We start from the raw sequence: 11,443 nt of genomic DNA on the forward strand, positions 1-11,443 counted from the left end.
AGCAGCCCGGCGCGCACGATGGCTCTCACATGGCGGATGATGCCCGTCCGGGCGCCCGCCCAAGGTGCGGCACCCGCGACTTTGCCGACTCTTGCCGCGCTCCCGTCCGGCCCCTCGGAAGGACGGTCCACGCACCCGAACGGCCCGGGCGCGACCGGCCAGCATGCGAGCGGCCAGCATGCGAACGGCCCGCGGCGCGTGTGGGACGCGCCGCGGGCCGGAAGCGGACCGGAACGGGCCGGGATCAGGTGCTGCTGCTGAGCTCCAGGTCCTTCAGCTTCGGGTCGCCCTCGTCGGCCAGGTAGTCGGCCTCGCGGGTGGCGTCCTCGCCGTCCTTGAGCTTCGCCGCCCGGAAGACCAGGGTCGCGACGACGGCGACGACCAGGTTCACGGCCAGCGCGAGCATGCCGACGTAGATCGTCTTGTCGGTGTCCAGGCCGAGGTCGCTCAGCTTGAACGCCGAGCCGCCGAAGTGCGCCTTGTGCTTGGCCGGGTTCGGGACGTCGTACAGCATCCACAGACCCGCGATCATGCCCGCGGCCCAGCCCGCGATGAGCGCGCCGCGGTGGAACCAGCGGGTGACCAGGCCGAGCGCCACCGACGGCAGCGTCTGCAGGATGATGACGCCGCCGATCAGCTGCAGGTCGATCGAGAACTGCGGGTCCAGCACCAGGATGCACAGCACCGCGCCGATCTTGACGACCAGCGACACCAGCTTGCTGACCAGCGCCTCCTGCTTCTCGGACGCGTCCTTGTGCAGGTACTCCTTGTAGATGTTGCGGGTGAACAGGTTCGCCGCCGCGATCGACATGATCGCCGCCGGGACGAGCGCGCCGATGCCGACGGCGGCGTAGGCGACGCCCGCGAACCAGTCCGGGAACATGTGGTCGAACAGCAGCGGGACGACCGTGTTGGTGTCCGGGCTGCCGTCGGTGACGACCGGCTTGACGCCCGCCGCGATCGCCATGAAGCCGAGCAGCGCGATCAGCCCGAGCACGAAGCTGTAGGCCGGCAGCGCCGCCATGTTCCGCTTGATGACGTTGCGGTTCTTGCTGGCCAGCACGCCGGTGACGCTGTGCGGGTAGAGGAACAGCGCCAGCGCCGAGCCGAGCGCGAGCATCGCGTAGTTCAGCTGGTTGGTGCCGTTCAGCAGGACGCCGTCGGTCGGCACCGGGGTCTTGGCGAACTTGGCGTCCGCCGCGTCGAAGACGTGCCCCCAGCCGCCCAGCTTGGACGGGATGTACAGCACCGCGACGATGATCACCAGGTAGATGAGCACGTCCTTGACGAAGGCGATCAGCGCCGGGGCGCGCAGCCCGGACTGGTAGGTGTAGGCCGCCAGCACGAGGAACGCGATGATCAGCGGCCAGTGCCCGTTCACGCCCATCGTCTTCAGCACGGCCTGGATGCCGACGAGCTGCAGCGCGATGTAGGGCATCGTGGCGACGATGCCGGTGATCGCGACGACCAGCGCCAGCGTCGGCGAGCCGAACCGGGCCCGCACGAAGTCCGCGGGCGTGACGAACCCGTGCACGTGCGACACCGACCAGAGCCGGATCAGCACGAGGAACACCAGCGGGTAGACGACGATCGTGTAGGGGACGGCGTAGAAGCCCGCCGCGCCCGCCCCGAACACCAGGGCCGGGACGGCGACGAACGTGTAGGCGGTGTAGAGGTCGCCGCCGATCAGGAACCAGGTGATCCAGCTGCCGAAGCTGCGGCCGCCGAGGCCCCATTCGTCCAGCGAGTGCATGCTGTCCGGCCGGCGCCACCGCGCGGCGACGAAGCCCAGTCCGCTGACCAGCAGGAACAGCACCACGAAGACGACCATCTCGGTCGTGTGCCCGTGCGCCATGGGTCAGTTCCTCTTCCGCGTCATGAGGTAGACGATGACGGTGCAGGCGACGCCGAGCGGGATGAAGGCGAACTGCATCCAGTAGAAGGCCGGGAACCCGGCGAGCCGCGGCCCGTCGCTGTTGAACAGGAAGGTCAGCAGCGGGACGACGATGGGAACGATCAGCAGCCAGTTCCAGGGGCTGCGGTCGGAGCGCCGCGCCGGCTCCGGTGGGTCTTGCGAGGCCAAAGGGATCCTCCTCGTGCGTGCGGCACGCGGTCCGCCCGGATCGCGAGACGGACCCTGCCAGGGGGTGGAGCCGGGAAAGGCTATCCGCCGGCGGTAACGGCCCGATATCGGGCCCGGCACGACTTGGATGGATCGTTCCAGTCCATGGACGCGCAGGTCAGCCCCGCCGGACGGGCAGCTCGGCCCCGCCCGACGGGCAGCTCAGCCTGGCCGGAGGGCACGGCCGCCGGTGGGCGGGGCGGGGCGCGCCCGGCGGGGTCGCCGCCTTCGGGCGGACACTGGTAGCCTCCCCGTATGCGAACCGCGACCCGCCGGTGGTGGTGGCGCCGCTGAGGCGGCGCCGGTTCGTGCATGTCCTAGACCAGGCGACCGCCCTCATCGGCGGTCGTTCCTCGCTGTCCGCCGGTGCAGGGCCCGAAACGAGGGGCCACCGCGGTGGAGACCGTCTCACAGCAGGCCGACGTCCATCAGGCAGGGACCGGCGAGTTCGTCACCGCCGGAGGCGTGCGGGTGACCCGCACCGCCGTCCCGGTCGACTCCGAGCGCAAGTCCGACGTGCTGAACGCCCTCGTCGCGGCCGTGGGGGAGCGGCGCGGGGGCGTGCTCAGCTCGGGCATGGAGTATCCCGGCCGCTACAGCCGCTGGCACATGGCCTACGTCGACCCGTGCCTGGAGATCGTCGCGCGCGGCCGGACCGTGGCCGTCCGCGCGCTGAACGGCCGGGGCCGCGTGGTCCTTCCGGCGGTCGCGGATGCGCTGCGCCCGGTCGGCGACGTCCGCGCGGACGGCCCGGGGGAGTTCGAGGTCTTCGTCCCGCCGACGGAGGAGTTCTTCGCCGAGGAGGACCGCAGCCGCCAGCCGACCGTCTTCACCGCGCTGCGCGCCGTGATCGACCTGTTCCGCTGCGACGACCCGCACCTCGGCCTGTACGGGGCGTTCGGCTACGACCTGTCGCTGCAGTTCGAGCCGTTGCGGACGCGCCTGGAGCGGCCCGCCGACCAGCGCGACCTCGTGCTCCACCTGGCCGACGAGATGGTCGTGGTGGACCGCAAGCGCGAGACCTCGCACCGCATGTCGTACGAGTTCGAGGTGGGCGGCGCGAGCACGGCGGGGTTGCCGCGCGCCACCGAGCCGACGCCCGTCCCGGCGCGGCGCGAGCCGCCGCCGCAGCCGGTGCCGGGCGTGTACGCGCGGATGGTGCGGGACGCCAAGGAGAAGTTCGTGCGCGGCGACCTGTTCGAGGTGACGCCGGGCCACGCCATGTACGGGCGCTGCGACGCGCCCGCGGTGTTCTTCGAGCGGCTCCGCGAGACGAACCCCGCGCCGTACGAGTTCATGTTCAACCTCGGCGACGGCGAGTACCTGGTCGGCGCGTCGCCGGAGATGTTCGTCCGGGTCACCGGCGACCGGGTGGAGACCTGCCCGATCGCCGGGACGATCAAGCGCGGCGGGGACGCGCTGGAGGACGCCGACCAGATCCGCGCGATCCTGTCGTCGGCCAAGGACGAGTCCGAGCTGACGATGTGCACCGACGTCGACCGCAACGACAAGTCGCGGGTGTGCGTACCGGGCAGCGTGCGGGTGCTCGGCCGCCGGCAGATCGAGCTGTACTCGCGGCTGATCCACACGGTCGACCACATCGAGGGCCGGCTGCGGCCCGGCTTCGACGCGCTCGACGCGTTCCTGACCCACATGTGGGCGGTGACGGTGACCGGGGCGCCGAAGGCGTGGGCGATGCAGTTCATCGAGGACCACGAGGACTCGCCGCGCCGCTGGTACGGCGGCGCGGTCGGCTGCGTCGGGTTCGACGGGTCGATGAACACCGGGCTGACGCTGCGGACCGCGCAGATCCGCGATGGGATCGCGACGGTACGGGCGGGCGCGACGCTGCTGTACGACTCCGACCCCGACGAGGAGGAGCGGGAAACGCACCTGAAGGCCAGCGCGCTGCTCGGGGCCCTGGAGGCCTCGCAGCGCCAGGCGGCCGGGACGCCGGACGCGGAGCCGGAGCCCGTGGCGGACCTGCCGGGCGAGGGGCTGAAGGTGCTGCTCGTCGACCACGAGGACTCGTTCGTCAACACCCTCGCCGACTACTTCCGGCAGCAGGGCGCCGAGGTGGTCACGCTGCGGCACGGGTTCCCGGTCCGGATGCTGGACGAGCAGGCCCCGGACCTGGTGGTGCTGTCGCCGGGCCCGGGCCGTCCGGAGGACTTCGCGACCCGCGCGCTGCTGGACGCCCTGGACGAGCGGGGGCTGCCGGCCTTCGGGGTGTGCCTCGGCCTGCAGGCGATGGTCGAGCACGCGGGCGGGGAGCTGGCCCTGCTGCCGGAGCCGTCGCACGGCAAGCCCGGCCAGGTGAAGGTGGTCGGGGGCGCGCTGTTCGACGGCCTCGACGGCGCGTTCACCGCGGCCCGCTACCACTCGCTGCACGCGACCCCGGACCGGGTGAAGGGCTTCGAGGTGACGGCGCTGACCGGGGACGTGGTGATGGCGATCGAGGACGCGGATCGGCGCCGGTGGGCGGTGCAGTTCCATCCGGAGTCGATCCTGACCGCGGCGGGCGGCGCGGGGCACCGGATCGTGGCGAACGTGCTGCGGCTCTGCCGGGCCGGGTGACCGCGGGGCGCCGTCCACGTCCGCGAGCACGGTACTCGTTCGGGACCAAATGTCAACCCGCCGGACGCAGGAGGCCGCCCTCGTCCTGAAGTGTCATCGCGGACGTCCGGAAATGGTCCCGTGGTTCCTGGACCGGTCCCGGCGGGCGCGGAAGACTCGGTGACCGGCCACGGCGCCGCGCCGCGCGGCGCACGTGATCGCCGTTATCCCGGCGGAGGGGGGAGCGATCCCCCCTCCGCTCGAAACCCCGGTTCGGGTTGACCGAATCGAGCCCGTGGTTTTGCCGGGCCTTATCCGGGGATCCCGCTCGCCATGATGACAATCCTGTGGCTCATCGCCGTGATCCTGGTGATCTCCGGCATCTACGTGATCCTCGCCCGGCGCGAGCTGATCTGGGGCATCGTCCTCATCGTCGTCGGGCTCCTCGTCGGCCCCGGCGGCGTCAGCATCTTCACCTGAGCCTGCCGGACCGGGACGGGGACGTGGCAGAACACTGACGCGGGCTGTCAGGTTTCCGCGCCAGCATCGTCCCCATGAACCGTGATCTGAAAGGCACGATCGCGCTCGTCGCGGGCGGCACCCGCGGCGCCGGCCGCGGCATCGCCGCCGAGCTCGGCGCCGCGGGGGCCACCGTGTACGTGACGGGACGCACCACCCGGTCGCACCGGTCGGAGATGGGCCGTCCCGAGACCATCGAGGAGACCGCCGAACGCGTGACCGCGGCGGGCGGCGAGGGCATCGCCGTCCAGGTCGACCATCTCGACCCCGCACAGGTCACCGCGCTCGTCCGGCGGATCGACGAGGAGCACGGGCGGCTGGACGTCCTGGTCAACGACGTCTGGGGCTCCGACCACCTGTTCCGGTTCGGCAAGCCGCTGTGGGAGCAGTCGCTGGACGACGGGCTCCGGCTGCTCCGGCTCGCCATCGACACCCACGCCATCACCAGCCACCGCGCGCTGCCGCTGCTCATCCGCGAACCCGGCGGCCTCGTCGTCGAGATGACCGACGGGACCGCCGAGTACAACGCCCGCTACCGCGAGGACGTCGGGTTCTTCTACGACCTCGCCAAGAGCGCCGTCATCCGGATGGCGCTCGCCCAGTCCGTGGAGATCGCGCCGCACGGCGCCACCGCCGTCGCGCTCACGCCGGGCTGGCTCCGGTCCGAGGCGATGCTGGAGCACTTCGGCGTCACCGAGGACACCTGGCGGGACGGCACCGCCCGGGACCCCGGCTTCGCCATCTCCGAGTCGCCCGCCTTCGTCGGGCGGGCCGTCGCCGCGCTCGCCGCCGACCCGGACCGGGCCCGCTGGAACGGCGCGTCGCTGTCCAGCGGCGGGCTCGCGCGGGTCTACGGCTTCACCGACGCCGACGGCAGCCGTCCCGACTGCTGGCGCTACATCACCGACGGCCGCCCGGCCGACCTCACCGGATACCGCTAGCGCCGGCCCGCGGCGCCCCGCACTCGCCGGGGGCCCCGCGGGTCAGACCGAGCCGTCGAGCTGGTCGGTGAGCCGGACGAGCGCGGGCAGCGCGGCGCCGATGGCGGCGCGGTCCGCCTCGTCCAGGCCTTCCAGGGCGGTGTTCAGCCGCCGCTCGTGGGCCCGTGCCCACGCGGCGAGCTGGTCGCGGCCGGCGTCGGTGAGGGTGACTGCGGACGCCCGCCGGTCGGCCGGGTCGACGGCCCGCGCCACCAGCCCGGCGGTGATCATCTGGCCGACCAGCCCGCTGACGGTGCTGGTGGCGAGGCGCTGCCGTGCGGCGAGGTCGCCGATCCGGGCCGGCGACCGCTCGGCGAGCACCTGCAGCAGCTCGACCTGCGCCATAGGCAGCGTCTCCCACGGGTACTCGGTGCGGATCGAGGCGCGCAGCGCCCGGCGCAGCCGGGTCACGGTCTCGGTGAGCAGGCGCGCGTCCGTCGCGCGCGCGGGCGTGCCGGTCTCGGGGCGCGGCTGCTGGGACATGCGCGCCACTTTAGCCCGGCTTGTCGCCGAGGCCCGCCCGTCTCCCCGCGCTGGTCCGGTGGCTCCGCGGGCTGGTGCGGCCGCCCCGGCGTACTAGTCCGGCTGGCCCGCCGTGCGGGGGCGGCCGCCGGTCGCGGCCCAGGCGGCGGCGACGGTGGCCGCCGACGCGGCGAGCAGCACGGCGATCGCGCAGCGCGCCCCGTCGAAGCCCCCGCCGTCCGGCCCGAGGTGCAGCGCCAGCGTGACGAGCGCGACGCCGAGCGCCGTCCCGAGGCCGCGCGCCATGTTGACCAGGCCGCCGCCCGTGCCCGACCACCGCGCCGGGATGGCCTTCATGATGAGCGCGTTGTTGGCGGGGGTGAACACGCCCAGCCCGAGCCCGAGGACGGCCGCCTGGGCGGCCAGCCAGCCGGGGGACAGGGGGAGGAGCAGCATCGCGGCCAGCGACGCCGCCGCCGTCCCGGCGCCGAGCACGCCGCGGGCCCGGTCGCTCATCCCGTGCAGCAGCGGTTCGCCGCCGACCGCGCCGGCCCCGAACCCGGCGGGCAGCGCCGTCAGCACCAGCCCGGCCAGCAGCTCCGACGAGCCGCGGCTCGTCAGCACGATCGGCACCAGCACCAGCGGGCCGAACAGCACCAGGTACGCGCCGAGCGCCCCGGCGAGCCCGGCCGACACCGCGCGCACCCGCAGCAGGCCGAGGTCCAGCAGGGGAGAGGGCGCCCGGCGCTGCCGGGCGGTGAACGCCCGGCCGCCCGCGGCCGCCACGGCGAACAGCGCGACGACGCCCCACGCCGGCACCGGCAGCCCGGACGCGGCCGAGACCCCGAGCAGCCCCGCGGTCGTCGCGACCGTCAGCAGCACCGCGCCCGGCCGGTCCAGTTCGCGGGCGTCGTTGCGCTCCCGGGTCCTCGGCAGCAGGTAATGGCCCGCGATCAGCGCGACGATCCCGATCGGCACGTTGATCCCGAACACCCAGCGCCAGCCCAGCGTGGACACGAGCACCCCGCCCACCGTGGGCCCGAGCGCGAGCCCGAGCGCCTGCGCGGCGGCCTGCACGCCGAGCGCCCCGCGCGAACGCCCGTCCGGCGCGCTCGTCACCACCAGCGCCACGCTGTTGGCCTGCATCATCGCCGCGCCGGCGGCCTGCACGACCCGGAACGCGATCAGCGTCCACAGCGACGGCGCCAGCCCGCACGCCGCCGACGCGACCACGAACACCCCGAAGCCGTGCAGGTAGAGCAGCTTGCGGCCGCGCGCGTCGGCGAACCTGCCGACCGGGATCAGCAGCGCCACCAGGGTGAGCAGGTAGGCCAGCGACACCCACTCCACGGCGGCCAGCGAGGTCCCGAACTCCGCGCCCAGGCTGCCGTAGGTGAGGGTGACCACGCTGGCGTCGAGCTGCCCCATGAACGCGCCGAAGCACACCGTGGCGACCGCGAGCCACCAGGCGCGGGGATGCTCGCGGACCCGGTCCGGCCGCGGCCGCTCCTGCACCAGCACGGCGGGCAGCCGCCGCAGGACCGGCCGCTCCGTCAGTTCGCCGCTCACGTCACCTCCGTCCGCGGACGCCCCGGGCGCAGCGGAACGTCTCACCGTCACCGCTGCACAAGATACATCGGTTACCGAAATGTTCGGTTACCGACCGATGTGTCCGCGGTCACAGCCGCGACGGGTCGAACGGAGCGGCCGGGTCGGACGGAGCGGATGGAGCGGACGGAGCGGACGGGGCGCGCGGGCGCCGGTCAGACGGCGTAGAGCGCGGCGAGCCGGGCGGCCGCGTCCGCCATCCGCGCGCGCAGCGCCGGCGGGCCGAGCACCTCGACCTCCGCCCCCAGCCGCATGAGCTGGGACGCCGCGACCTTCAGCGACTCGACCGGCAGCACGGTGGTCCGCCAGCCCCGGTCGTCGGCCTCGCCGGCGCTCTCGGCGGCCCGCTCCGCGGCGTACGGCTCGACCGCGAACCGCAGCAGCCGCATCCCGGCCGGGCTGAGCCGCACGGCGGCCTCCTCGCGCAGCATCGACCGGACGAACGCCGCCGCCTGCTCGGCCCAGTGCCCGGCGAGGTCGAACGCCTCGTCCCGCTCGAACACCGTGCCGGTCTTCTCGACCGCGGCGACCCGGTCGACGCGGTAGGTGCGGGGCTGCCCGCCGACCCGCCCGACGAGGTACCAGGTGCCGTTCTTCAGCACGAGCCCGTACGGGTCGACGGTCCGGGCCACCTCGCGGTCCTTGCGGTAGCGCAGCACGACCGTCTCGTCCCGCCACACCGCGCGCGCGACATCGGGCAGCAGCGGCGGCGTCTCCGCGTCGCCGAACCAGCCCGGGGCGTCCAGGTGGAAGCGCTGCCCGGCCCGCGCCGGCGCGTCCCGCAGCGAGGCGGGCAGCGCCGCGAGCACCTTGAGCTCGGCGGCCGCGACCGCGTCGCCGAGCCCCATCTCCCCGGCCGGGCCCGGCAGCCCGGACAGGAACAGCGCCTCGGCCTCCTCCCGGCTCAGCCCGGTCAGCCGCGTCCGGTACCCGCCGACGAGGCGGTACCCGCCGTTGCGCCCCTGGTCGGCGTAGACGGGGACGCCGGCCGACGACAGCGCCTCCACGTCCCGGTAGACGGTCCGCTCCGAGACCTCCAGCTCCCGGGCCAGCTCGCCCGCCGTCATCGTCCCCCGCGACTGCAGGAGCAGGACGAGCGAGATCAACCGGGCGGCGCGCATGCCCCCATTCTCGCCCGGGCCGGCACCCCGCCGGCCGTTCCTGACAATCTTGTGGCAGGTACCCCGGATTTCCCTGTCGCGGCCGGTCGGACGGCTGTTAGCTTCGCCGCGTGCTGACCGACACGTCCCCCCTCGAGGCGTTCATCGACGCCCTCCCGAAGGTCGAGCTCCACGTCCACCTCGTGGGCTCCGCCTCCGTCCCCACCGTCCTCGAACTGGCCCGCCGCCACCCCGACGGCCCCGTCCCCGCGGACGAGCGCGAGCTGCGCGCCTTCTACGAGTTCCGCGACTTCCCGCACTTCGCCGAGGTGTACGAGTCGGTGTCGAGCCTCGTCCGGACCCCGGAGGACGTCGCGACCCTCGTGCTCGGCACGGCCCGCGACCTCGCCGCGCAGAACGCCCGGTACGTCGAGCTGACCGTCACCCCCTACACCCACCAGCGCGCCGGCATGCCGATGCCCGCGATCACCGAGGCGCTCGACCACGCCGTCCGCGAGGCCCGCGCCCGGCACGGGATCCGCGTCGCCTACATCTTCGACATCCCCGGCGAGTTCGGCGCCGAGGGCGCCCGCGGCACCCTCGACCACGCGCTCGCCCACCCGCCCGAGGCGCTCGTCGGGTTCGGCCTCGGCGGGATCGAGCAGTGCCGCCCGCCGCACCGGGACGCGTTCCGCGACGCCTTCCGCGCCGCGCGCGCCGCGGGCCTGCGCAGCCTCCCGCACGCCGGCGAGATGACCGGGCCGGAGACGATCTGGGAGGCCCTCGACGGGCTCGGAGCGGAGCGCATCGGCCACGGCACCAGCTGCCTGGACGACCCGCGCCTGGTCGCGCACCTGCGCGAGACGCGGATCCCGCTGGAGGTGTGCCCCACGTCCAACCTCCGGACCGGGCAGGTCGCCTCGCTCGCGGAGCACCCGCTGCCGCGCATGCTGGAGGAGGGGCTGTTCGTGACGCTGAACAGCGACGACCCGCCCATGTTCGACACCACGCTGACCGGCGAGTACCGCGTCGCCGCCGAGGTGTTCGGGCTCGGCCGCGCCGACCTGGCCGCCCTCGCCCGCAACGCCGTCGCCGCCTCGTCCCTCGACGAGGCCGGGCGCCGCGCCGTCACGGCCGAGATCGACGCCCTGGCGGCCGGCTAACCCCAGGCCATGCGGCGCCAGGGGCTCGCCGGGTCGTCGGCGAGGATGCGGTGGCCCGCCAGGGACCGCTCGTACCACTCGCCGAACTCGCCCTCGTCGAACCGCAGCATCCGGCCGAGGACGTATCCCGACGAGAACGACGTCCACGACCCGTACACCTGGTTCGCGCGGTGGCCCGCGACCAGGACGCACTTCTCGGCCTCCTCCGCGTCGCAGTAGCCCGCGTTCAGGCCCCAGCGCGCCATGTTCACCGCGCGGCCGAAGTCGTAGCCGTAGACGCTCTCGACCCGTCCGTCCGGCGCGAGCAGGCCGTCCGCGCGGAACCGCGCCTCGTACCGCCGGATCAGCTCCGACAGCGCGACGACGTGCTCGATGGTCTCGCCGGAGATGTCGCGCTCGCGGCACCAGGCGACGATCGCCGCCCGCCACGCCTGCGGGTCGGTGCCGCGACCGCGCTGGTCGAGCACCATCTGGATCGCCGGGTCGCTGTTCTCCGCGTCCAGCAGCCGGTCGATCTGCTCGCGCCAGCCCGCCGCGTCGGTGATGCCCCAGTCGCGTTCCAGCAGGACGCGGTCGTCGCGGGCGCCGTCCGGGGTGGCCAGGGTGTTCCACGGCACGCCGTTCCCGACCGCCAGGTGCGCGCCGACCGCGAGCGCCGCCGCGAGCCGCCCCCAGGCGGCGCTGTCGGGATCGGTGATCAGGACGTCGTAGTCGCGGTCGGGCCGGCGCTCGGCGTCGGCGAGCAGCGCGGCCACCTGCCGGTGCCCGTCGCCGCCGGGCGGCATCGCCGCCAGCAGGTCCCGCAGCGGGCCGAGAGCGGCGCGCGGACCCGCGTCCTTCACGATCAGCCGCGCCGCGTGGACGCCCGCGACGTCGGCGCGCTTGTGGTCCTGGACGGACCGGAAGGCCGCCATCGCGGCCCACGCCCGGCGC

The 11,443-nt window shown here is 74.1% G+C and carries 10 protein-coding genes; 4 read left to right on the forward strand and 6 right to left on the reverse strand.

Going from position 1 to position 11,443, the window contains the following annotated elements:
• Positions 1-244 precede the first annotated feature (244 nt).
• Entirely contained in the window at positions 245-1,855 is a 1,611-nt protein-coding gene (gene mctP, locus F9B16_RS44800; protein WP_151546365.1) for a monocarboxylate uptake permease MctP, read from the reverse strand.
• A 3-nt stretch (positions 1,856-1,858) separates the two neighbouring features.
• Positions 1,859-2,083, reverse strand: a complete 225-nt coding sequence (locus F9B16_RS44805) for a DUF3311 domain-containing protein (protein ID WP_151546366.1) — start codon at positions 2,081-2,083, stop codon at positions 1,859-1,861.
• A 435-nt stretch (positions 2,084-2,518) separates the two neighbouring features.
• Between F9B16_RS44805 and F9B16_RS44810 the strand changes: the two genes are divergently transcribed.
• The 3 genes from F9B16_RS44810 to F9B16_RS44815 all read left to right on the forward strand — a co-directional run bounded on the left by F9B16_RS44810 (position 2,519) and on the right by F9B16_RS44815 (position 6,138).
• The gene (locus F9B16_RS44810; RefSeq protein ID WP_151546367.1) at positions 2,519-4,699 is read left to right on the forward strand and encodes an anthranilate synthase component I; all 2,181 of its coding nucleotides are present in this window, start codon (positions 2,519-2,521) and stop codon (positions 4,697-4,699) included.
• Positions 4,700-5,011: 312 nt separating this feature from the next.
• On the forward strand, positions 5,012-5,158 hold the full coding sequence (locus F9B16_RS51785) for a GPGG-motif small membrane protein (protein WP_190854010.1): 147 nt from the start codon (positions 5,012-5,014) through the stop codon (positions 5,156-5,158).
• A gap of 74 nt (positions 5,159-5,232) precedes the next feature.
• Entirely contained in the window at positions 5,233-6,138 is a 906-nt protein-coding gene (locus tag F9B16_RS44815) for an SDR family oxidoreductase (protein WP_151546368.1), read from the forward strand.
• 42 nt (positions 6,139-6,180) lie between these two features.
• On the opposite strand, the gene F9B16_RS44820 is transcribed toward F9B16_RS44815, so the two are convergent.
• From F9B16_RS44820 to F9B16_RS44830, 3 genes are all read right to left on the reverse strand, one after another.
• Positions 6,181-6,660, reverse strand: coding sequence for a MarR family winged helix-turn-helix transcriptional regulator (locus F9B16_RS44820; protein WP_151546369.1), 480 nt, complete (start codon positions 6,658-6,660; stop codon positions 6,181-6,183).
• Positions 6,661-6,753: 93 nt separating this feature from the next.
• Positions 6,754-8,208, reverse strand: a complete 1,455-nt coding sequence (locus F9B16_RS44825; protein WP_225992501.1) for an MFS transporter — start codon at positions 8,206-8,208, stop codon at positions 6,754-6,756.
• A 194-nt stretch (positions 8,209-8,402) separates the two neighbouring features.
• Positions 8,403-9,368, reverse strand: coding sequence for a helix-turn-helix transcriptional regulator (locus F9B16_RS44830; protein ID WP_151546370.1), 966 nt, complete (start codon positions 9,366-9,368; stop codon positions 8,403-8,405).
• Between the two features lie 110 nt (positions 9,369-9,478).
• Between F9B16_RS44830 and add the strand changes: the two genes are divergently transcribed.
• Positions 9,479-10,510: an adenosine deaminase gene (gene add, locus F9B16_RS44835; RefSeq protein WP_151546371.1), complete on the forward strand. Its 1,032-nt coding sequence runs from the start codon at positions 9,479-9,481 to the stop codon at positions 10,508-10,510.
• Here add and F9B16_RS44840 read toward each other — a convergent pair.
• A partial coding sequence (locus F9B16_RS44840; RefSeq protein WP_151546372.1) for a DUF1266 domain-containing protein occupies positions 10,507-11,443 on the reverse strand: 937 nt, incomplete at its 5' end. The two genes, add and F9B16_RS44840, sit on opposite strands and share 4 nt — an antisense overlap.

It is taken from the genome of Actinomadura montaniterrae (genome assembly GCF_008923365.1).
GTDB classification, from domain to species: Bacteria; Actinomycetota; Actinomycetes; order Streptosporangiales; family Streptosporangiaceae; genus Spirillospora; species Spirillospora montaniterrae.

Coding starts and splice junctions, on each gene's coding strand:
- F9B16_RS51785 (WP_190854010.1), top strand. CDS start 5,012: ATGATGACAATCCTGTGGCTCATCGCCGTGATCCTGGTGATCTCCGGC.
- F9B16_RS44815 (WP_151546368.1), top strand. CDS start 5,233: ATGAACCGTGATCTGAAAGGCACGATCGCGCTCGTCGCGGGCGGCACC.
- F9B16_RS44830 (WP_151546370.1), bottom strand. CDS start 9,368: ATGCGCGCCGCCCGGTTGATCTCGCTCGTCCTGCTCCTGCAGTCGCGG.
- mctP (WP_151546365.1), bottom strand. CDS start 1,855: ATGGCGCACGGGCACACGACCGAGATGGTCGTCTTCGTGGTGCTGTTC.
- F9B16_RS44820 (WP_151546369.1), bottom strand. CDS start 6,660: ATGTCCCAGCAGCCGCGCCCCGAGACCGGCACGCCCGCGCGCGCGACG.